Annotated in this window: 17 protein-coding genes, 4 tRNA genes, 3 rRNA genes, 1 other RNA gene and 1 pseudogene; 7 read left to right on the top strand and 19 right to left on the bottom strand. The window is 57.1% G+C overall.

The genetic code is table 11. The annotated features are described in order from the left end of the window. Positions 1-110: 110 nt before the first annotated feature. From ybiB to WIF35_RS15995, 18 genes are all read right to left on the bottom strand, one after another. Positions 111-1,100, bottom strand: a complete 990-nt coding sequence (gene ybiB, locus WIF35_RS16080) for a DNA-binding protein YbiB (protein WP_412479229.1) — start codon at positions 1,098-1,100, stop codon at positions 111-113. A 20-nt stretch (positions 1,101-1,120) separates the two neighbouring features. Next, positions 1,121-3,844 (bottom strand): molybdopterin-dependent oxidoreductase, encoded by a 2,724-nt coding sequence (locus WIF35_RS16075; protein WP_412479228.1) that lies wholly within the window; start codon positions 3,842-3,844, stop codon positions 1,121-1,123. Between the two features lie 128 nt (positions 3,845-3,972). Further along, positions 3,973-4,404 (bottom strand): ClpXP protease specificity-enhancing factor, encoded by a 432-nt coding sequence (locus WIF35_RS16070; protein ID WP_412479227.1) that lies wholly within the window; start codon positions 4,402-4,404, stop codon positions 3,973-3,975. A 2-nt stretch (positions 4,405-4,406) separates the two neighbouring features. Further along, on the bottom strand, positions 4,407-5,003 hold the full coding sequence (locus tag WIF35_RS16065) for a glutathione S-transferase N-terminal domain-containing protein (protein WP_412479226.1): 597 nt from the start codon (positions 5,001-5,003) through the stop codon (positions 4,407-4,409). An 83-nt stretch (positions 5,004-5,086) separates the two neighbouring features. Beyond that, positions 5,087-5,806, bottom strand: a complete 720-nt coding sequence (locus tag WIF35_RS16060) for a cytochrome c1 (RefSeq protein WP_412479225.1) — start codon at positions 5,804-5,806, stop codon at positions 5,087-5,089. Between the two features lie 13 nt (positions 5,807-5,819). Next, the gene (locus WIF35_RS16055) at positions 5,820-7,121 is read right to left on the bottom strand and encodes a cytochrome b (RefSeq protein WP_412479224.1); all 1,302 of its coding nucleotides are present in this window, start codon (positions 7,119-7,121) and stop codon (positions 5,820-5,822) included. A gap of 1 nt (position 7,122) precedes the next feature. Then, entirely contained in the window at positions 7,123-7,719 is a 597-nt protein-coding gene (gene petA / locus WIF35_RS16050; RefSeq protein ID WP_412479223.1) for a ubiquinol-cytochrome c reductase iron-sulfur subunit, read from the bottom strand. Positions 7,720-7,802: 83 nt separating this feature from the next. Further along, on the bottom strand, positions 7,803-8,402 hold the full coding sequence (recR, locus tag WIF35_RS16045; RefSeq protein WP_412479222.1) for a recombination mediator RecR: 600 nt from the start codon (positions 8,400-8,402) through the stop codon (positions 7,803-7,805). Then, complete coding sequence (locus WIF35_RS16040) at positions 8,403-8,726, bottom strand: YbaB/EbfC family nucleoid-associated protein (protein WP_412479221.1); 324 nt, start codon at positions 8,724-8,726, stop codon at positions 8,403-8,405. 13 nt (positions 8,727-8,739) lie between these two features. Beyond that, the gene (gene dnaX, locus WIF35_RS16035; RefSeq protein ID WP_412479220.1) at positions 8,740-10,335 is read right to left on the bottom strand and encodes a DNA polymerase III subunit gamma/tau; all 1,596 of its coding nucleotides are present in this window, start codon (positions 10,333-10,335) and stop codon (positions 8,740-8,742) included. Positions 10,336-10,362: 27 nt separating this feature from the next. Then, an RNA gene (gene ffs / locus WIF35_RS16030) (signal recognition particle sRNA small type) lies at positions 10,363-10,461 on the bottom strand. Positions 10,462-10,590: 129 nt separating this feature from the next. Continuing rightward, positions 10,591-10,704, bottom strand: a 5S ribosomal RNA gene (rrf, locus tag WIF35_RS16025). 102 nt (positions 10,705-10,806) lie between these two features. Continuing rightward, positions 10,807-13,686, bottom strand: a 23S ribosomal RNA gene (locus tag WIF35_RS16020). 209 nt (positions 13,687-13,895) lie between these two features. Then, positions 13,896-13,971: transfer RNA gene (locus tag WIF35_RS16015), tRNA-Ala, on the bottom strand. A gap of 11 nt (positions 13,972-13,982) precedes the next feature. Beyond that, positions 13,983-14,059, bottom strand: a tRNA-Ile gene (locus WIF35_RS16010). 61 nt (positions 14,060-14,120) lie between these two features. After that, positions 14,121-15,658: ribosomal RNA gene (locus WIF35_RS16005) — 16S ribosomal RNA — on the bottom strand. The 16S, 23S and 5S rRNA genes sit together here with 3 tRNA genes alongside, the layout of an rRNA operon. A gap of 296 nt (positions 15,659-15,954) precedes the next feature. Further along, positions 15,955-16,030: transfer RNA gene (locus tag WIF35_RS16000), tRNA-Met, on the bottom strand. A 69-nt stretch (positions 16,031-16,099) separates the two neighbouring features. After that, positions 16,100-16,717, bottom strand: a complete 618-nt coding sequence (locus tag WIF35_RS15995) for an AAA family ATPase (RefSeq protein WP_412479219.1) — start codon at positions 16,715-16,717, stop codon at positions 16,100-16,102. A 95-nt stretch (positions 16,718-16,812) separates the two neighbouring features. Between WIF35_RS15995 and WIF35_RS15990 the strand changes: the two genes are divergently transcribed. Further along, on the top strand, positions 16,813-17,613 hold the full coding sequence (locus WIF35_RS15990) for an IclR family transcriptional regulator (RefSeq protein ID WP_412479218.1): 801 nt from the start codon (positions 16,813-16,815) through the stop codon (positions 17,611-17,613). A 2-nt stretch (positions 17,614-17,615) separates the two neighbouring features. Here WIF35_RS15990 and WIF35_RS15985 read toward each other — a convergent pair. After that, a tRNA-Thr gene (locus tag WIF35_RS15985) sits at positions 17,616-17,689 on the bottom strand. Positions 17,690-17,733: 44 nt separating this feature from the next. Between WIF35_RS15985 and WIF35_RS15980 the strand changes: the two genes are divergently transcribed. The 6 genes and pseudogenes from WIF35_RS15980 (at position 17,734) to pseI (ending at position 22,468) form a co-directional block, all read left to right on the top strand. Beyond that, entirely contained in the window at positions 17,734-19,497 is a 1,764-nt protein-coding gene (locus tag WIF35_RS15980; protein ID WP_412479217.1) for a diguanylate cyclase, read from the top strand. A gap of 53 nt (positions 19,498-19,550) precedes the next feature. Then, complete coding sequence (locus WIF35_RS15975; RefSeq protein ID WP_412479216.1) at positions 19,551-19,736, top strand: polysaccharide biosynthesis protein; 186 nt, start codon at positions 19,551-19,553, stop codon at positions 19,734-19,736. Further along, positions 19,733-20,497 carry a cytidylyltransferase domain-containing protein gene (locus tag WIF35_RS15970; RefSeq protein ID WP_412479215.1) on the top strand — a complete coding sequence of 255 codons (765 nt, stop codon included), beginning with the start codon at positions 19,733-19,735 and terminating at the stop codon, positions 20,495-20,497. Before WIF35_RS15975 ends, WIF35_RS15970 begins: the two co-directional genes overlap by 4 nt. A gap of 127 nt (positions 20,498-20,624) precedes the next feature. Then, positions 20,625-20,690 (top strand): annotated as a pseudogene (locus tag WIF35_RS15965) (hypothetical protein); the annotation flags it as partial. Between the two features lie 231 nt (positions 20,691-20,921). Continuing rightward, complete coding sequence (locus WIF35_RS15960; RefSeq protein ID WP_412481273.1) at positions 20,922-21,311, top strand: hypothetical protein; 390 nt, start codon at positions 20,922-20,924, stop codon at positions 21,309-21,311. 41 nt (positions 21,312-21,352) lie between these two features. Then, a complete protein-coding gene (pseI, locus tag WIF35_RS15955) occupies positions 21,353-22,468 on the top strand; it encodes a pseudaminic acid synthase (protein ID WP_412479214.1) in 1,116 nt (371 codons plus the stop codon). Positions 22,469-22,550: the final 82 nt, after the last annotated feature.

Raw genomic sequence — 22,550 nt, 5'->3', positions numbered from 1 at the left:
CAATCCGTGTGCCAACAACTTAATTCATTGATTTTTGGCCTTTTTGGCCAGTTCACCGCAGCAGCGATGCACCAGATGCGTGCACCGCTCGCCAGAGCGGTGCAGCCATTTCAGTTGCCGCCGGTGGCCATACCGGTCAGTTCGACGGCGACGATGGCCTTGGCCTGATTGAAATCCTCCGCATAACCGCTGGCGTAGAGGCAGCAGGCCAGCTGGTTGGCCAGCGGCTTGGGCAGCGGCAGCTGCTTGTCGAGCACGCGCTTGATCCAGCGCGCCGTGCTCGCCGCATCGGAAGCTTCCGGCAGGTTGGGCAGGGCGCGCAGGCTTTCGTGCTCGGCTTCGAACAAGACGTCCACCACGCCGTCGTGGATGTACTCCAGGCGCGGGCGGCGCTTCGGGTTGGCGAAGGGCTCGCCTTCGGTACCGCGCAGCAAGAGGCCGTTTTCGCCGCGGGCGACGAGGATGTCGCGCATCAGGTCGAGGAAGTCCGGATGCGTTGCCGGCGAGACCAGCACTGGCTGGCCGGCGAAGGGGTTGAGCATCTTGACCAGGCTGTGCGCGCTGTTGCGCACGCCCATGCGGCTGCGCAGCGAGAGCAGTTGATGCACGCCGGGGCAGAGCGCGGTCAGTGGCACGAAGGCCAGGCCCTTCTCGTCGAGCTGGGCTTGCGCCTGGGTCGACGAGGTGGCCGGCATGATACCGAGTTCGCGGAAAATCAGTCCGGAGGTCACGCGGCCAAAGCCTTCGAGCAGGCCGTGGACCACGACCGGGATACCGAAGCGTTGCAGCAGCAAAGCCAACAGCGGCGTCAGGTTGGCCTCCTTGCGGGCGCCGTTGTAGGTGGGCAGCACCACCGGGCGAACGCGGCCGTGCGGCATGTCGAGGCGATGCACGCGCTCGTCGATGGCTTCGAGGAAGCCGAGCATTTCGTCGAGCGACTCACCCTTGACGCGCAGGCCAAGGATGATGGCGCCCATTTCGAGGTCGGGCACGCCGCCATCGAGCATCGCCGCGTAGAGCTGGCGCGCGTCTTCCAGCGGCAAGTCACGCGCCCCTTGCGGGCCGCGACCGATTTCCTTGATGTATTGTCCGTAGCTCATTTTGTCTCCTCGCGGTCAGCTCAGGCGGCCGCCGCGTGTTTGGTGCCGTATTCTGCCACCATGCGCTTGATCTCCGGAACGCAGGAACCGCAAAAGGTCCCGCACTTGAGCTTGTCCTGCAGCTTGGGCAGATCGGCGCCCTGCGCCAATTCGGCCGCGATCTGCGTATCGCTGACGTCGGCGCACTTGCAGACGATATTGCGCGGCGCCATGGTGACCGGCGGCTTGGCCGTCGGCGCCAAAGCGAAGCGGACCAGCGAGGCATCCAGCTCATCTTCGGCCATGGCCTGCTTCAGCCAGGTCTGGGCCAGCACTTCGCCGGCCAGGCGTACGCCGAACAGACGCCCTTCACGCACGATGGCCTTCTTGGTGATGTTGCGCGTAGCGTCGGCATAGACGATGGCACCCTCCTCGCTATCGAGTCCGAACAACTCGTCGAGTGCTTCGATGGTGGCGGTAGGAATGGCTTGCGGCGTCGCGGCGCGGAAGACAACCAGCGGCGTTTTCCGGCCATAGAGGCCGACATTGGCGTAGGGGAAATCCTCCAGCAGGTCGCGCGCCCGTTCGAGCAAGGCGAGCGCTTCGCTTTGCCCGACGCAACGGCGGATGACGGCGATCGGGTAAGGCAGGTCCATGCGGGCGATCTGCACCGCGGCGTGCTTGAGTTCCGGCTGCTTGGAATACGGGTCGGTCGCGTCGCAAGCCAGCGCATTTACGCCCGGCGTGTTCATGAACTGGTTGCCCCAGTGCATCGGCATCCAGGCGCGTCCCTTGACCAGGCCGGCACGGTCTTCGACGCGCACGATCATTTCGCCGCGACCGTTGGTGACCCTGGCCAGATCACCGCTTTCCAGCCCACGATGGCGCATGTCGCACGGGTGCATGGCGAGCAGCGGTTCGTCTTCGAGATTGAACAGACGGGGTACCGTGCCGGTCCGGCTCATGCCGTGCCAATGGTCACGCATACGCCCGGAGAGCAGACTGATCGGCAATGCCGGTTCCGGCGTATCGGCCGTCGGGCGATGCTCGATCGGCACGAAGCGCGCCTTGCCGTCGGCGGTCGGGAACTTGCCGTCTTCGTACAGGCGGACCTTGCCGCTGGCGGCGCCTTCCGGGAAGGGCCATTGCTGCGGACCGGCCTTTTCCAGCAAGGCGTAGCTCAGGCCGGTGATATCGAGATCACGGCCGCGCGTCGATTCGCGGTGCTCGTTGAAAATGGCTTCGAGGCCGTCGTACGGGAAGAGCGTGTCGGTCGCCGCATTGCCCAGGCGCTTGCCCAGACGGCGGGCAAAATCGACGACGATATCCCAGTCGTGACGGGCTGCGCCCGGCGGCTGCACGGCCGGCTGCACGCGCGTGATGCGGCGCTCGGAATTGGTCACCGTGCCGTGCTTCTCGCCCCAGCCGCTGGCCGGCAGCAGGAGGTCGGCGTAGTCGGCGGTGTCGGTGTTGGCGTAGGCTTCCTGCAGCACGACGTATTCGGCCTTGGCCAGACCGGCGCGCACGCTGGCCTGGTTGGGCAACGACTGGGCTGGGTTGGTGCAGGCGATCCACACGGCCTTGATCTCGCCGGTTTTCAGGGCTTCGAACAGGTCCACCGCAGACTTCCCAGGTTTTTCCGGCACCGACGGAATGCCCCACAGCTTGGCGACCTCGGCGCGATGTTCCGGATTGGCCAGATCGCGGTGGGCGGACAGCAGGTTGGACAGGCCGCCGACTTCGCGCCCGCCCATGGCATTGGGCTGACCGGTCAGCGAGAACGGGCCGGTGCCGACCTTGCCGATCTGGCCGGTGGCCAGATGCAGGTGGATGATGCCGGCGTTATTGTGCGTGCCGTGCGCCGACTGGTTGAGGCCCTGGCAGTAGAGCGACAGCGAGGCGGGACTCTGGCCGAACCAGCGGGCAGCCTGGACGATGGCGTCGGGAGACAGCCCGGTCAGCGCACTGGTCACTTCCGGCGTGTAGCCGCGGACGATGGCGTAGAGGGCGTCGAAGCCGGTAGTGTGGGCATTGATGTAATCGCGGTCGACCAGCCCGTCGGCGATCAACACGTGCAGCATGCCGTTGAACAGCGCGATATCGCTGCCCGGTTGCAGCGGCAGGTGCAGATCAGCGATTTCCGCCGTTTCCGAGCGGCGCGGATCGGCCACGACGATTTTCAGGTCAGGATTGGCCGCCTTGGCATCCTCGATGTAACGGAAGACGATGGGGTGAGCCACGGCCGGGTTGGCGCCGGCGATGAAGATCATCTTGGCCTGCAGGATGTCCTCGTAACTGCACGGCGGCGCATCGGCACCGAGCGTCTGCTTGTAGCCGGCGACGGCTGACGACATGCACAGGCGGGAATTGGTATCGACGTTGTTGGTGCCGATCAGCCCTTTGGCCAGCTTGTTGAAGACGTAGTAGTCCTCGGTCATCAGCTGGCCGGAGATGTAGAAAGCCACGGCATCCGGGCCATGCTGCTCGATGATGTCGGCGAAACGCTCGACGACCTGATCGAGCGCCTTGTCCCAACTGACCGTCTCGCCCTTCTCGCCGCGCTTGGCGCGGACTTCGGGCTGCTTCAGGCGATAGGTGTCATCGGCCGTCTGGTTCAGGCTGGCGCCCTTAGTGCACAAACGACCGCGATTGGCCGGATGCTCGGGGTCGCCGCGCAGGCCGGTGATCTTGCCGTCCTCGGTTTCGATCAACACGCCGCAGCCGACGCCGCAGTAGCAACAGGTGGATTTGATTTCGGTTTTCATGATTTTCCTTCCGCGCACCCTTTTAGCAACACACATGCCACGCTTAAAAATCATGAACTTAGAAAAACAAAAGGGAAATTCCACTTGGGAATTTCCCTTTTTTGGTGCGTGCACCGCAGCAGCCGAACTTATTTGATGCGCTGCAGCTTCGGACGCCCTCCTTCTGGGCGGGGCGGCTCCGGCGGTTCGTCGCCAGCCGATTCTTCGGGCACGGCCTCGGGCAGATCACCTTCGGCAAAAACGCCTTCCGAACCGACCTCGAAGGCCATGCCGGCACCGTTTTCACGGGCATAGATGGCGGAGACCTGCTCAATCGGCACCGACAGCTCACGGGCGATACCGCCGAAACGGGCCTGGAACTCGATCAGTTCGTTGCCCATCTGCAGCTTGTTGGTCGCGTCGGGACCGACGTTGAGCACGATCTGCCCATCGCGCACGAATTCGCGCGGCACCTGCGTGCGACCATCGACCTGGACTGCGATATAGGGCGTATAACCGTTATCGCAGCACCATTCCCAGATGGCACGCAGCAGGTAGGGCTTGGTGGAAGGCAGTTCCATCCTTACTTGCGCATCGCCTTTTCGGACGGCGTCAGCGCGTCGATGAAGCCCTGGCGGCTGAAGATACGCTCGGCGTACTTCATCAGCGGTGCGGCAGCCTTGCCGAGATCGATGCCGTAGTGGTCAAGACGCCACAGCAACGGGGCAATGGCCACGTCGAGCATGGAGAACTCGTCGCCCAGCATGAACTTCTGCTTGCTGAAGATCGGGACGATTTCGGTCAGGCGGGCCTTGATTTCCTGGCGGGCCTTGTCGGCCGCCTTGGCGTTCTTCTCGATCACTTCCATGTGCGAGAAGATTTCGCGTTCCATGCCAACCAGCAACTGGCGGGCACGGGCGCGCATGATCGGATCAGCCGGCATCAGTTGCGGATGCGGAAAGCGCTCGTCGATGTATTCGTTGATGATGTTCGGTTCGAACAGGACCAGATCGCGCTCGACCAGTACCGGCACGCGGTTGTGCGGGTTGATCGCGGCCATTTCTTCCGGCTTGTTGAACATATCGACATCGATCACCTGAAAATCCATGCCCTTTTCGAACAGGACAATACGGCAGCGATGGCTGAAGGGACAGGTGGTACCCGAGTAAAGATTCATCATAGATGGTCACCCTCAAAATGAGATTCGGCATCGGGGGTTGGCCGAAGCCGAACCCGCGATGCCGTTAGCCGATCCTTAAAGGATCAGTGAATGTCTTTCCAGTATTCCTTCTTCAGGGCGTAGGCCACGACGAAGAGGACTGCCAGGAAGGCCAGTACCAGGAAGCCCAGAGTCTGACGGAACTCTTGCTGCGGCTCGCCCATCCAGACCATGAAGCCGACGAGGTCGGAAACCGCCTTGTCGAATTCGGCCGGAGCCATGGTGCCCGGCACGGCCAGTTCCAGCTTATGCGTTTCGTGATTCAGCACTTGCTGGCCTTGCAGACCGTACAGGATATGCGGCATGCCAACGTTCTCGAACACCACGTTGTTCCAGCCGGTCGGACGCTTTTCGTCACGGTAGAAGGAACGCAGGTAGGTGTAGAGCCAGTCGGCGCCAGCCTTCGGCGCACCGGCATCGCCACGGGCACGGGCGATGATGGTCAGATCCGGCGGGGTCGCGCCGAACCACAGTTTCTGCTCGTCGGCACGCGCCGCGACAGCCATCAGGCCACCGATCTTGTCGGAGGTGAACATCAGGTTGTCCTTGACCTGCTGCTCGGACAGACCGAGGTCGAGCAGGTTCTTGTAGCGCATGTAGGAAGCACCGTGGCAGTTCAGGCAGTAATTGACGAACAGCTTGGCACCGTTTTGCAGTGCCGCCTTGTCACTGACCGAACCCGGCCACTTGTCGAGGTGGACGTTGCCGCCGCTGGCAAAAGCCAGCATCGGCGCGAAGAGCAATGCGATAAGGAATTTTTTCATTTTAGGCATCCTCTCACTTGAACGTCACGCGGTCGGGAACCGGGCTGAACTTGTCCATCCGGGACCACCACGGCATGCCAAGGAAGAAACCGAAATAGAACACCGAACAAATCTGCGAAACCAGTTCACCCATCGGCGACGGGGACAGGGTACCCAGATAGCCAAGGACGATGAAGCAGACGACGAAGATGGTCAGCAGGGTCTTGTAGATCGGGCCGCGATAGCGGATCGACTTGACCGGGCTGCGATCCAGCCAGGGCAGGAAGGCGAAGATCACCACCGAAGCGCCCATGGCAACGACGCCCCAGAACTTGGCATCAAGACCGAACAGCGGATAGGTGACCGCACGCAGGATCGAGTAGAACGGCGTGAAGTACCACACCGGCGCAATGTGCGGCGGGGTCTTCAGCGGGTCAGCCGGGTAGAAGTTCGGGGTTTCCAGGAAGTAGCCGCCGCCTTCCGGTGCGAAGAAGAGCACCGCGGAGAAGACCATCAGGAAGACCACGACACCGACGATGTCCTTGACCGTGTAGTACGGATGGAACGGGATGCCGTCGCGCGGAATACCGTTTTCGTCCTTGTTCGCCTTGATTTCGATACCGTCCGGGTTGTTCGAGCCGGTTTCGTGCAGCGCCAGAACGTGCGCGGCAACCAGACCCAGCAGAACGAGCGGGAAAGCGATGACGTGGAAGGAGAAGAAGCGGTTCAGGGTCGCATCGCCCACGACGAAGTCGCCGCGGATGACGATGGAGAGATCCGGTCCGATGATCGGGATGGCGGAGAACAGGTTAACGATCACCTGAGCCCCCCAGAAGGACATCTGGCCCCACGGGAGCAGATAACCGAAGAAGGCCTCGCCCATCAGCACCAGGAAGATGCCGACGCCGAACAACCAGGTCAGTTCACGCGGCTTGCGATAGGAACCGTAGAGCAGGCCACGGAACATATGCAGGTAAACCACGATGAAGAAGGCCGAAGCACCGGTCGAGTGCATGTAACGGATGATCCAGCCACCCGGCACGTCGCGCATGATGTACTCGACGGAAGCGAAGGCGACCGGCACGCCATTGGCGTTGATCGCTGCATCCGGTTTGTAGTGCATGACCAGGAAAATGCCGGTGACGATCTGAATGACCAGAACCAGCAGGGCCAGCGAACCGAAGAAATACCAGAAGTTGAAGTTCTTCGGAGCATAGTACTCGGACAAATGTCCCTTCCACATCGACGTCGCCGGGAAACGGGCGTCGAACCACTCCAGGAGATTGCCGCCGATCGAGCCGTCGGACTTGTACTTTTCGTAAGTGCCACCAGCCATGTTAAGCCCCCTTCTTGTCTTCGCCGATCAGAATGCGTGTATCGGCGAGATACACGTGCGGCGGAACTTCGAGATTGGTCGGTGCCGGCTTGGCCTTGAACACGCGACCGGCAAAGTCGAACGTGGAACCATGGCAAGGGCACAGGAAGCCGCCCAGCCAATCGGCGCCCATACCTTCTTCGGCGCCCTTCTTGAACTTGGAGGACGGCGAGCAGCCGAGGTGGGTACAGATACCGACCACGACCAGAACTTCCGGCTTGATGGAGCGGGTATCGTTTTGAGCGTAAGCCGGCTGCTGATTCTTTTCCGACTTCGGATCGGCCACTGCATCGGCCAACTTGGGCAGCGTGTCCAGCATGTCCTTGGTGCGGTTGATGATCCACACCGGCTTGCCGCGCCACTCGACGGTCATCATCTGACCCGGCTCGAGTTTGCTGATATCGACTTCGACCGGTGCGCCTGCCGCTTTGGCGCGTTCGGACGGAAGCAAACTGGAGACGAACGGAACAAGTGCGCCAACCGCACCAGCCCCGCCCACGGCTGCAGTCGCAACGACCAAACGCCGCCGCCCGCAGTCCACTTTTCCTTGATTGCTCATAACGCTGACCCCTAAAGGAATTGGATGGGATTAAAAACAAACACTAAATTATACGACATCGGAACCTTCGAAAAAAGCCGCTGTCACGATGAACAGCTCTTTCTCTCGCGCAATGCCTGCGCCAAGGTTCCTGGATCCACGTATTCGAGTTCACCTCCAACCGGAACTCCACGTGCGATACGCGTGACGGTAATGCCCTTCGGTTTCAGCATTGCCGTGATGTAATGAGCCGTCGCTTCGCCTTCATTGGTGTAATTGGTCGCCAGAATGACCTCCTTGACCTCACCGTCCAAGGCCCTGGCCAGAAGACGATCGAGCCCCAGTTCTTTCGGTCCGACACCATCCAGGGGGGAAATACGCCCCATCAGCACGTAGTACAACCCCGGGAAAGCCAGGGTCTGCTCCATCATGTTCAGATCGACGGGCGTTTCGACCACGCACAACAGACTCGGATCGCGCCGCGGCGAAGCGCAGCGCTCACAGATATCGGTTTCGCTGAAGGTATTGCAGCGCTGGCAGTGACGCACATGCTCGAGTGCATGCAGGATCGCGTCACCGAGCCGCTTGGCGCCAGGCCGATCCCTTTGCAGCAGGTGATACGCCATGCGCTGCGCCGACTTTGGCCCGACCCCGGGCAAGCAACGCAGCGCCTGAATCAGGGCTTCGAGCCCGCTCGGATTCACTTAGAACGGCAGCTTGAACCCAGGAGGCAGGTTCAAACCGGCTGTGAAGCCGGACATCTTTTCCTTGGACAGCTCCTCGCCACGACGCATTGCATCGTTGACTGCCGCCGCGACCAGGTCTTCCAGCATTTCCTTGTCGTCCATGACCGACTGATCGATGCTGACGCGACGAACTTCATGGGCACAAGTCATCACGACCTTGACCATACCGGCGCCCGACTGGCCTTCGACCTCGACCTGAGCCAACTGGTCCTGCGCCTTCTTCATGTTTTCCTGCATCATCTGGGCCTGCTTCATCAGGCCAGCCAAACCACCCTTCATCATGTTCTTTGCTCCGTTAGGCGATGGGTTTGATTGAAGACTGCACGATCGATGCGTCACAAGAATCGATCATGTCACGCACAAATGCGTCTTGTTCGATTGAATTTACAGCCGCATCGAGCCGTTGCTGACGTTGCCGCCCAGCCACAACCGCCGGCGTTTCGCTATCATTTTCGCCAACCTCGATACGTAGCATGATGGCGCGACCAAGATAGTCCGATAGTGCCTGCTGCAACTTTTCCGGAGAAGGCTTCATCTGCAAGTGAGCACGACTGGGGGCTAGGCGCAAAATACACTGCCCTTCGGTCAGACTTCTCAATTCGCAGTTCTGCGCCAACTCTCGCGCCAAACCGCTGATTGCCAGGGCACCGACCATCGCATGCCAATCGTCACCGACTTCCGCGACAGGACGCACCGGGGCTTTTTCTCTAGGGGCTTCTTGAACAGGGGCTGGGCTAGCCGAAACCGCTACGGGGACCTCGGTTCTTTTCGGTCGCGCAGAGGCAATATTGGCAACCACATCGGATACGGAAGCCGGCTTGAAGGCATGCAGGCGCAGCAAGGTCATCAGGAAACCAGAATATTCATCCGGAGCACTGGCCAGTTCCTGGCGCCCGATATTGGTAATCTGATAGGCCAACTGTATGAATTCTGCCGGCAAGGCCGCTGCCAACTCCTGCAGACGAGCCTTATCCGGATCGTCTTCCAAAGACGCCGGTACGCATTGAGCCACTTGCAAGCGCGTGAGCAGTGATGCGAGCTCCTGCAAGGCCGAATTGAACGACAGGCTGCGCATTGCCATGTCGGCTGCGACGGCCACCAAGGCCTGGGCATCTCCGCCGAGCAGTGCTTCCAGAATGGCAAACAGGAAATCCTGATCGACGGAGCCCAGCATCGCTCGGACTTGGGATTCATCGACCACACCGGCGCCATGCGCGATGGCTTGATCCAATATTGACAAGGCATCCCGCATACTGCCCGCCGCCGAGCGTGCGATGAGTGCCAGCGCCGGCTGATCGAACTGAATGCCTTCGGCTTCGAGGATATGCGACAGATGCCCGGCAATGGCCGGAACCGGCATCTGCTTCAAATTGAACTGCAAGCAACGCGACAGCACGGTAACCGGAATCTTCTGCGGATCCGTCGTCGCCAGAATGAACTTGACATGCTCCGGCGGCTCTTCCAGGGTCTTCAACATGGCGTTGAAGGCAGACGTGGAGAGCATGTGCACTTCGTCGATCACATAGACTTTGAAGCGGCCGCGGGTTGGCGCATAGACGGCATTTTCCAGCAACTGCCGCATCTCATCGACGCGGGTATTCGTTGCCGCGTCGACTTCGAGCAGATCAACAAAACGGCCACCATCGATTTCCTGGCACGTCGAGCAAGTTCCGCAGGGATTGGGCGTGATGCCTGTTTCGCAATTCAGCGCCTTGGCCAGGATTCGGGCAATCGTCGTCTTGCCGACCCCCCGCGTTCCGGTGAACAGATACGCATGGTGCAAACGCTGCTCGGAGAGCGCGTGCGTCAGAGCACGTACGACATGCTCTTGACCGACAAGCGTTGAAAAATTGCGCGGTCGCCACTTGCGCGCAAGAACCTGATAACTCATGCGCCCCACACCAAAGCAGAAAATGGAAATGGCGAGCCTAACCCCCGGCACTTGCAGTCAATGGCTGTGGCTGCTTCCTTCCGGACCTGACCAGGTTCACCACCCTGCAATGCGGGGAGACCCGCCGGTGCGAATTCTAGCATAGGCCGGATGGTGCCTCATGTTGCAGGGCGAATTATTTTCGCTGCTTTGTCTTTGAGGCGTGAACGACAAAGCCCCCTGCAGCGTTGTGCTGAGGGGGCTTTTGAATGGGGAGCCTGGCGGTGACCTACTTTCGCGAGCGAGGTGCTCACTATCATTGGCGCTCATCTGTTTCACGGTCCTGTTCGGGATGGGAAGGGGTGGGTCCAGAAGGCTATTGCCGCCAAGCGTAACTTGTGTGTTTGTCGCTGTTGAGAGCGCCAAACGCAAAACGGTGTAAGAAGGTATGTTGTGATTGTGTTTTTTGAATTGCTTGTTGTTCAAGGTTATAGGATCAAGCCGCACGGGCAATTAGTATCAGTTAGCTTAACGCATTACTGCGCTTCCACACCTGACCTATCAACGTCGTGGTCTTCGACGACCCTTTAGGGAGTTCAAGACTCCGGGATATCTCATCTTAAGGCGAGTTTCACGCTTAGATGCTTTCAGCGTTTATCTCTTCCATTCATAGCTACCCGGCGATACGACTGGCGTCATAACCGGTACACCAGAGGAATGTCCACTCCGGTCCTCTCGTACTAGGAGCAGCCCCCTTCAAATATCCAGCGCCCACGGCAGATAGGGACCAAACTGTCTCACGACGTTTTAAACCCAGCTCACGTACCTCTTTAAATGGCGAACAGCCATACCCTTGGGACCGGCTACAGCCCCAGGATGAGATGAGCCGACATCGAGGTGCCAAACACCGCCGTCGATATGAACTCTTGGGCGGTATCAGCCTGTTATCCCCAGAGTACCTTTTATCCGTTGAGCGATGGCCCTTCCATACAGAACCACCGGATCACTATGACCTGCTTTCGCACCTGCTCGACTTGTGGGTCTCGCAGTCAAGCACGCTTTTGCCATTGCACTTTATGGGCGATGTCCGACCGCCCTAAGCGTACCTTCGTACTCCTCCGTTACCTTTTGGGAGGAGACCGCCCCAGTCAAACTGCCTACCATGCACGGTCCCCGGCCAGGATTCACTGGCCTAGGTTAGAACCTCAAACAAATCAGGGTGGTATTTCAAGGACGACTCCACCTGAACTAGCGTCCAGGTTTCACAGTCTCCCACCTATCCTACACAAACCGGTTCAAAGTCCAATGCAAAGCTGCAGTAAAGGTTCATGGGGTCTTTCCGTCTTGCCGCGGGGAGATTGCATCTTCACAAACATTTCAACTTCGCTGAGTCTCAGGAGGAGACAGTGTGGCCATCGTTACGCCATTCGTGCAGGTCGGAACTTACCCGACAAGGAATTTCGCTACCTTAGGACCGTTATAGTTACGGCCGCCGTTTACTGGGACTTCGATCAAGAGCTTGCACCCCATCACTTAATCTTCCAGCACCGGGCAGGCGTCACACCCTATACGTCCACTTTCGTGTTTGCAGAGTGCTGTGTTTTTATTAAACAGTCGCAGCCACCATTTCACTGCAACCCCATCGGCCTTCGAGCGCGAGGCTCTACAACCTACCGGGGCACACCTTCTCCCGAAGTTACGGTGTCAATTTGCCGAGTTCCTTCTCCTGAGTTCTCTCAAGCGCCTTAGAATTTTCATCCTGCCCACCTGTGTCGGTTTGCGGTACGGTCGATTCTAGACTGAAGCTTAGTGGCTTTTCCTGGAAGCTTGGTATCAATCACTTCAGCACCGTAGTGCCTCGTCATCACGCCTCAGATAATTCCCCCGGATTTGCCTAAGGGACACTCCTACACGCTTAAACCACCTATTCCAACAGATGGCTGACCTAACCTTCTCCGTCCCCACATCGCATCTAGAATCGGTACAGGAATATTGACCTGTTTCCCATCGACTACGCTTTTCAGCCTCGCCTTAGGGGCCGACTCACCCTACGCCGATGAACGTTGCGTAGGAAACCTTGGGCTTTCGGCGAGCGGGCCTTTCACCCGCTTTATCGCTACTCATGTCAGCATTCGCACTTCTGATATCTCCAGCATCCTTTACAAGACACCTTCACAGACCTACAGAACGCTCCCCTACCATATCTTTCGATATCCGCAGCTTCGGTGCACAGTTTGAGCCCCGTTACATCTTCCGCGCAGGACGACTCGACTAGTGAGCTATTACGCTTTCTTTAAAGGGTGGCTGCTTCTAAGCCAACCTCCTAGCTGTCTATGCCTTCCCACCTCGTTTCCCACTTAACTGTGTCTTGGGGACCTTAGCTGGCGGTCTGGGTTGTTTCCCTCTTGACAATGGACGTTAGCACCCACTGTCTGTCTGCCTTACTCGCACTTTCCGGTATTCAGAGTTTGCCATGGTTTGGTAAGTCGCGATGACCCCCTAGCCATAACAGTGCTTTACCCCCGGAAGTGATATAAGACGCACTACCTAAATAGTTTTCGGGGAGAACCAGCTATTTCCGGATTTGTTTAGCCTTTCACCCCTATCCACAGCTCATCCCCTAATTTTTCAACATTAGTGGGTTCGGACCTCCAGTACCTGTTACGGCACCTTCATCCTGGCCATGGATAGATCATCCGGTTTCGGGTCTACGCCGTGCTACTAAACGCCCTTATCAGACTCGCTTTCGCTACGCCTCCCCTATTCGGTTAAGCTCGCAACACAACGTAAGTCGCTGACCCATTATACAAAAGGTACGCAGTCACCCCACAAGGAGGCTCCCACTGTTTGTATGCATGCGGTTTCAGGTTCTATTTCACTCCCCTCCCGGGGTTCTTTTCGCCTTTCCCTCACGGTACTGGTTCACTATCGGTCGATCACGAGTATTTAGCCTTGGAGGATGGTCCCCCCATGTTCAGACAAGGTTTCACGTGCCCCGCCCTACTTTTCGCTAACTTAGTACCACAGCGATGTTTTCGCATACGGGGCTATCACCCACTACGGCCGGACTTTCCATTCCGTTCTGCTAACAAAGCTGCTATCACTAGCAGGCTTTTCCCCGTTCGCTCGCCACTACTTAGGGAATCTCGGTTGATTTCTTTTCCTCCGGCTACTTAGATGTTTCAGTTCACCGGGTTCGCCTCCCTTGCCTATGTATTCAGCAAGGGATACCTCAAAGAGGTGGGTTTCCCCATTCGGACATCGCGGGATCAACGTTTCGTTGCCAACTCCCCCGCGCTTTTCGCAGGCTTGCACGTCCTTCATCGCCTGTGATCGCCAAGGCATCCACCACATGCACTTAGTCGCTTGATCCTATAACCTTGAAGTCTCTTGCGAGACGGTTACAGGCAACTCAAAAAACTTTGTGCTGATCATCTACTAGCTGTAATAGACAATCAGATGCAATCACAACGTGTAGCGCTGCTCATCACAGCGTTACACAACCTTCTTCCGTTTTGTTAAAGAGCGTAGCAATTGATTTCTCAAAAGCCTGAGATAAACATCCGTTTATCTCAGGGTTCTGGTGGAGGATGACGGGATCGAACCGACGACCCCCTGCTTGCAAAGCAGGTGCTCTCCCAGCTGAGCTAATCCCCCGTTTTTGACGTTGGTGGGTCTGGTTGGAATCGAACCAACGACCCCCGCCTTATCAAGACGGTGCTCTAACCGACTGAGCTACAGACCCTCCGTCTGTTTGCTACTGATGAACAACCGATAGGTTGTGGGTGCCAGGATGCTTTCTCTAGAAAGGAGGTGATCCAGCCGCACCTTCCGATACGGCTACCTTGTTACGACTTCACCCCAGTCATGAACCCCACCGTGGTAATCGCCCTCCTTGCGGTTAGGCTAACTACTTCTGGTGGAACCCACTCCCATGGTGTGACGGGCGGTGTGTACAAGACCCGGGAACGTATTCACCGCGACATGCTGATCCGCGATTACTAGCGATTCCGACTTCATGCAGGCGAGTTGCAGCCTGCAATCCGGACTACGATCGGCTTTCTGGGATTGGCTCCACCTCGCGGCTTGGCAACCCTCTGTACCGACCATTGTATGACGTGTGAAGCCCTACCCATAAGGGCCATGAGGACTTGACGTCATCCCCACCTTCCTCCGGTTTGTCACCGGCAGTCTCGTTAAAGTGCCCAACTAAATGATGGCAATTAACGACAAGGGTTGCGCTCGTTGCGGGACTTAACCCAACATCTCACGACACGAGCTGACGACAGCCATGCAGCACCTGTGTTCCAGTTCCCTTTCGGGCACTCCCAAATCTCTTCAGGATTCTGAACATGTCAAGGGTAGGTAAGGTTTTTCGCGTTGCATCGAATTAATCCACATCATCCACCGCTTGTGCGGGTCCCCGTCAATTCCTTTGAGTTTTAACCTTGCGGCCGTACTCCCCAGGCGGTCAACTTCACGCGTTAGCTACGGTACTAAATGGTTTTACCCACCCAACACCTAGTTGACATCGTTTAGGGCGTGGACTACCAGGGTATCTAATCCTGTTTGCTCCCCACGCTTTCGTGCATGAGCGTCAGTATCGGCCCAGGGGGCTGCCTTCGCCATCGGTGTTCCTCCACATCTCTACGCATTTCACTGCTACACGTGGAATTCCACCCCCCTCTGCCGTACTCTAGTCTTCCAGTCATAAGCGCAGTTCCCAGGTTAAGCCCGGGGATTTCACGCCTATCTTAAAAAACCGCCTGCGCACGCTTTACGCCCAGTAATTCCGATTAACGCTCGCACCCTACGTATTACCGCGGCTGCTGGCACGTAGTTAGCCGGTGCTTCTTATTCCGGTACCGTCATCCACACCAGGTATTAGCTGATGCGATTTCTTCCCGGCCGAAAGAGCTTTACAACCCGAAGGCCTTCTTCACTCACGCGGCATGGCTGGATCAGGGTTGCCCCCATTGTCCAAAATTCCCCACTGCTGCCTCCCGTAGGAGTCTGGGCCGTGTCTCAGTCCCAGTGTGGCGGATCATCCTCTCAGACCCGCTACAGATCGTAGCCTTGGTAGGCCGTTACCCCACCAACTAGCTAATCTGATATCGGCCGCTCAATCAGCGCAAGGTCTTACGATCCCCTGCTTTCCTGCTCACAGAATATGCGGTATTAGCGTAACTTTCGCTACGTTATCCCCCACTGAAAGGTACGTTCCGATACATTACTCACCCGTTCGCCACTCGCCACCAGACCGAAGTCCGTGCTGCCGTTCGACTTGCATGTGTAAGGCATGCCGCCAGCGTTCAATCTGAGCCAGGATCAAACTCTTCAGTTCAATCCAACAAACTCGCAAATTCACTGACGGTAGATTTCTCTACCTATTACTCGGTGTATTTGCCTTAATACTTTTTTGCGACTTGCATCGCTTCGCATCAAGACACCCACACCTATCGGTTGTCCAAACTTTTAAAGATCAGTCGCTGCGCCGTTTCGTTTGATTCGTCAGCAGCAGAGAAGCGAGATTATGAAGCAACTACTCACTTCCGTCAAGCAGTTTCGAAAAATATTTTTTCTTGCTGCCTTATTTATTTCTCAAAACAAAACGCTCAAAAACTTCAAGCGCCTTGCTTTTGGTTGCGGGGGCAGGACTTGAACCTGCGACCTTCGGGTTATGAGCCCGACGAGCTGCCAACTGCTCCACCCCGCGTCCGAGAGAGGGGCGCATTATCCAGATACCGCCCCCTATCGTCAAGCACCCACGCGAAAATTGTTTAACTTATTTTTCGACCCACTCAATGAGCGAAGCCCACTGGTCGACATCTTTGCGATGCTTTGCACGTGGCGGGTCGAATACTGTCGCCCCCGCTGCCGCCACATTGACGTAGTTCTGCGTATTACGCAGGTAGCCAACGATAGGGAGATCGAAGTGGCGGAGGAATTCTTCAAGCATGCCGGCAGCACGAGTACGCGGATCGACACGCATCGCGACGATACCGATCTTGTTACGCACCCCACGCACTTCGTTGCGCATGGCGTTAAGGAAGTCTTCGGTGGCCGCCATATCAAATATAGAGGGCACAAGCGGAACTAGCACCTTATCCACCACGCGCACATAGTCGGACAATTTATAGCCCTGTAGCCCCGCCGGCGCATCAACGACTACCCAATCCGCGTCCTTGGGAAGATTCAGAACAATCTGATTACCAGCAAAGAACCCCGACACCCCCGGCAAAGCCTCGTCGCGAAAAGCCATCCAGCGGAGAGCTGACTGCTGACGATCCAAGTCGCACAATGTGGTCTTCTGCCCCTTGTTGGCAAAATACCCCGACAGATTGGTTGCCAAAGTTGTCTTGCCTGCCCCGCCCTTAGGATTTGCCACAAGCACTGCACGCATAAATATCTCCCTAAATTTGTAATGGAAATTATATTCGCCACCTAACATCTGCCATAGATGCATAGAATGTAGCTTTTGCTTCCGATCACGAATTTATGATTACCAAGGTATCGAGCGACCGCCAAGGCATCCAGTCGGTAGAGGTAGGATTCCGCCTGCTGCGAGTATTAGCATCGACCAACCGGCCAATGATGTTGCGCGACATCGCCAAGGGCGCGGGAATGCCCGCCGCCAAGGCTCATCGCTACATGGTCAGTTTCATGCGTATCGGCATCGTCGAACAAGATGCCAGTAGTGGCCGCTACGATCTCGGTGCTTATGCCCTCGAACTCGGGCTTTCCGGCTTGGGCCGGCTCGACCCCGTCCGCTTGGCTAGCCCTATTCTTGAGGCACTCTGCGAGGAAATACACGAAACGGTTGCACTCGCGGTTTGGGGCACCCATGGCGCGACGATTGTCCGTATCGTTGATGCTGGAGGTCCGGTCACCATCACGCTTCGTCCCGGCACTGTGCTGTCCTTGTGCAAATCGGCAACCGGCAGGGCCTTTGCGTCCTTTTACAAGTCACCGTACCTCAAACAAATGCTGGACGAGGAACTGCGTCAGGAATCCGAAGCCTCCAAGACTGCGATCACCACCGTCCGCCGCAACCTCGAGAAACAACTGACGGAGATTCGCGGCCACGGGATCGCTCGAGCAACTGGCAGCCTAACCCCAGGAATCAACGGCTTCAGCGCGCCAGTTTACGACCACACTGGGAGCATGGTCGCAGCAATAACATCGTTGGGGTCAACCGGGGAGTTCAGCGTTGACTGGGATAGCTCGGTCGCCAAGGCGATGTTGCATGCAGCGCAAACGCTATCTCACCGCTTGGGCTACGGCCACGCCAATTCTTGAGATGGTGCCCCCGCTCGGAATCGAACCAAGTCCTGATGATTACAAATCAACTGCACGACCTTCATGCTACGGGGGCACAAAGAAAGGCCGCGATTATAGCCTGACCGAAAGAATTTCAATATGGCCACGCTGACCAATCCATTCGAAATCGCCCGCGAGACCCTGCGCCAACTGGCGTCCCGTCGGGTTGCCCCGACCCCGGATCATTACCAGACGCTGTATCACGAGATCGCTGGCACCAAGCCGGCGAACGATGCGACCTTCCCCGATAAGCAACTTCGCTCGTTGGCTGCCGCGTTGCCAAAGTCTTCCCCGGATCAACTTAGACTCGCTCGTCTACTTGATGAATCCATCAAAGCAGGCAATTGGGAAGACTACAAAACGCATTTAAGTGAATTCGTCGTCAATCTCACTGAAGCCCAAAAGCTCACCTGGTCTGACCTTATCAGCGACCTGTTGAAACAATGGGACGCCCGGCACGTCGGCCTCACGTCGGCACGTAAACGTGAATCGCTAGAACATGTGCTCACCAGTAGCGGGGCAAATCCCGAAACCCTGTTCACTCGCCTGCAAAACCTATTGCGTTCGTGGGGCCAAGGCAAGGAACTGGAAAACGGCGGCGAAAGCTCCATCGGAACCACCTCGGAAATTCGTCTTTCCGAGCAGTCCACCGCAGCAGAGTCCGAATTGCTTCCGGAGTTACGCGAACTCTTCGCTTTCACCCTGGAAACCGCGATTGCCACCCAACTGGTCGAAAGCCCAATGCTGGCCAGCGACGCCAAGATACTGGCGAATGACATTCGCACCGCCGTACGTTCGGAACAACTTCAGGAGTTTCTCACCCGCCTCAAACGTTTCGCCTTCAAGTTGGAATTGCTCGCCGAGGATCAAGCAGAACTCCGGCAAAGCCTGCTAGGCCTGTTGCGCCTGTTGGTCGAAAACATTACCGAGTTGGTGCTGGATGACCGCTGGCTCCACGGCCAGATCGAAGTGGTTCGCGACATCATCGAAAAACCGCTATCGCAACGCTCGATAGACGATGCTGAGCGCCGCCTGAAAGAAGTCATCTTCAAACAGAGCCAACTGAAGGCCAGCTTGGCTGAGGCCAAGGAAGCCATCAAGAGCTTGCTCGCCGGCTTTGTGGACCACTTGGCCAACTTTGCCGACGCCACGTCTGAATACCACGACAAGATAGAGGTTTGCGCAGCGAAGATCAGTTCGGCCGACAACATAACCGAGCTAGAGAATGTTCTGGGCGAAGTCATGAAGGAAACCCGGGCCATTCAATTGAATGCACTCCACTCTCGCGACGAACTGCGCAACACCCAACAGAAGGTCAAAGAATCTGAAGCGAGAATTCAGGAACTCGAGCGCGAACTGGAACAAACCAGCGACTTGGTCAGGCATGACCAATTGACGGGAGCACTCAACCGTCGCGGACTCGAAGACATGTTTGCCAAGGAAACGGCTCGCGCCAAACGGCACGACACCGCGCTGTGCGTCGCCCTCCTCGACATCGACAATTTCAAGAAACTGAACGACTCGATGGGGCACGATGCCGGCGATGCTGCACTGATTCACTTGGCCAAGGTCTGCCGCGAAACGTTGCGCCCTCAGGATACCGTCGCCCGTTACGGTGGAGAGGAATTCATCATCCTGCTCCCCGAGACCCACCTGGAAGATGCCGTCAAGGCGCTGACCCGATTGCAGCGCGAACTCACCAAGAAGTTCTTCCTGCATGGCAACGACAAGGTGCTCATCACATTCAGCGCCGGCGTGACCCAGATGCAAGACAACGACGTGCAGAATACGGTGATAAAACGTGCCGATGAGGCGATGTACCAAGCCAAGAAGACCGGCAAAAACCGGGTCGTTGTCGGCTGATCAGCCCACGGCGAGAGATATATACTACGAACGAATAACGCACTGGAGGCAGAATGTTCGATAACAGCAGCCTGTTGGTCGCCTGCGGCACCGGCTCCTTCGAACGCCAATTCATCGCTACGGTCCTGCAGCATTACAAGCCGCGCCGGGTCATCGTCGATTCACGGGATAGACTGAAGCGATACGAAATGCAGCAGGAGTTTATTGTCCGCACGCTTCTGGAAATGCTTAATCCATGAGCACAAAGACTTCGATCATAGTTCAAGCACGCATGAGCTCATCTCGACTACCCGGCAAAGTACTCATGCCGATTGCCGGGCTACCCATGCTCGCTTACCAAATCGAACGACTTAGGCGTGTGAATCGTGCAAACCTAATCATAGTCGCCACGACAACCCAAATCGCGGATGATCCTATTGTGGCTTTCTGCGAAGCAGAGGAAATTTCTTTTATTCGAGGATCTGAGCACGATGTTCTTTCGCGTTATCACAAAGCCGCTCAGCACTTCTCCGTCACAACCGTGGTGCGAGTAACTTCAGATTGCCCGCTGATTGATCCACAGTTAATAGACGATGCCATTGCCGCTTTCGAAGATGGATCATGTGACTACGTATCTAACACGATTGCGCCGACCTGGCCCTACGGAATGGCCGTAGAGGTCTTCAGTACCAAAGCGCTTGCAGAAGCCCAAACAGAATCCCGAGACGCATCCGAGCGCGAACACGTCACTCCTTTCATTTATTGGCGCCCCGGCCGATATCAGGTGAGATCCCTAACCAGAACACCAGATCTGAGCCAGCACCGTTGGACAGTCGATACCCTCGAGGACTTCGAGTTAGTGCGCCGCATTTTTGAGACACTCCACCCGACCAAGCCAGATTTTGTCATGGAAGACGTCCTTGCACTGCTCGCTGAGCATCCTGATTGGGAAGACATCAATCGCCATGTTGCCCAGAAAACCATAGCACCGCAACGGACAATTAACTATGACGCCCCATAGAACAGAACAGGAAGCTTTTTGGGCCGGAGATTTTGGCACTGTTTACATCAGCCGCAACATTAGCCGCGAACAACTCCATCGATCGAGACGGCACCATGCAGGGCTATGACTTGGCTCTCATTGAAAAGTGACTCAAGCCGTCAATCTACCCGTGATTGCCTCTGGCGGGGCGGGCAACCACGAACACATGCCCCAGGCGATCTTGGAGGCACGTGCCTCCGCAATAGCGGCCGCCAGCATGTTCCACTTCACAGAACCTGAAGGAGGCTATGCCGTTGGCACTCCTCTTATGATGTCACCCGACAGACCAATCTTTGCCGCTTGGCTCGGTACCCTAATTACCCCCCCCTCCCTGCTTCGCGGACTAGCCAAGCGCAGCCGGATGCTGGTCGATGGACATGGAGTACGCCGTGTCGCCGAGCGCATGCTGCCTACCCACGTGGTATTCCGCACTGCCAGTCAGGATGATTGTTCCTACCTTCTGCGCCGGCGCGACGATCCGACGGTACGCGCTGTCTCACACGCCACCTCGGAAATCGATTTAGCAACGTATTCCGCCTGGCTTAAGCGTACTCTCGATAACCCCCATCGCCTATTACTGATTGCCGAACTCAAAGGCGAAGCCATCGGAGTCGTTCGCTTTGATCAGGCTCGCCCTCAAGCGCCGATTTCGGTCTATCGAGTTCCCGGACGCGTGGAACGCTGCAGCCTTGTCCGCGCGACTAGCGACTGGATCGCTGCACAATATCCGGAAATTCGCCGCATCGTTGCCGAGGTCTTACCAGACAACGCCGCCTTTCAAGTCGCAGGTTAGCACGACAAAATGTACACACAGGCCCTCGAACTGGAAACGCCATGAACGAATACGCCACCACGTTGCCCGAACCGCCCCCAAAAAAACAGGGTGATCACCGAATTGAGACTCGCTTTACCATCACAGGTCGACCTATTGGCCGCGACGCCCCCCCCTTCGTGATCGCCGAGATGTCAGGCAACCACAATCAGTCGCTTGAGCGCGCACTGGCGATCGTCGAAGCTGTAGCAGCAGCAGGTGCGCACGCATTGAAAATTCAGACCTACACGGCCGACACGATGACCCTGGACTGCAACCGAGGGGAATTCTTCATCGACGATCCTAACTCGCTTTGGCAGGGAAAGTCGCTCTACAGGCTATACCAAGAAGCCCATACCCCTTGGGCATGGCATGGCCCAATCTTCGCGCGTGCGCTTGAGTTAGGTCTGATTCCCTTCTCGACACCGTTCGACGAGAGCGCAGTCGATTTTCTAGAAACGCTTGACGTCCCATGCTACAAGATCGCCTCCTTCGAGAACACCGATCTGCCGCTAATTCGTAAGGTAGCAAAGACCGGCAAACCGATGATCATTTCAACTGGCATGGCCTCGGTAGCAGAACTAGATGAGGCTGTACGTACCGCGCGTGCAGCCGGTTGCCATCATCTAGTACTGCTTAAATGTACCAGCACCTATCCTGCAACACCCGCTGATACCAACCTGCGCACCATACCGCACCTGCGTGAATTGTTCGGCTGCGAAGTAGGTCTATCAGACCACACCATGGGCGTCGGAGCTGCAGTTGCCAGCGTAGCGCTCGGCGCTACCGTCATCGAGAAACATTTCACCCTGTCACGCGCTGATGGCGGCGTCGACTCTGTTTTCTCCCTAGAACCCGACGAAATGCGAGCACTAGTAGTCGAAAGCGAAACGGCTTGGCAAGCACTGGGCACGGTAAACTATGGCGCCTCAAAGGCTGAGGAAAATAGCAAAGTCTTTCGACGATCAATCTATGCATGCCGCAACATCGCAGCCGGCGAGCCTTTGACTCCGGAAAACATTCGCATCATTCGTCCTGGATTTGGTTTGCCGCCATGTTATTACGACATATGCGTCGGCCATACGGCACATGTCCCTATCGCTCGAGGAACGCCAATCGACTGGTCGCTACTCGCCTGACCCAATTTTTCTGCCATTGGCTACTTGTGTTTCCGAAAGCCAAATAGTCAAATTTCGCACAACCCACACATTTTCGCATTTA

The organism is Azonexus sp. IMCC34839 (genome assembly GCF_047047955.1).
Classification (GTDB): domain Bacteria; phylum Pseudomonadota; class Gammaproteobacteria; order Burkholderiales; family Rhodocyclaceae; genus Azonexus.
This window is presented reverse-complemented; position numbering and strand designations above follow the sequence as displayed.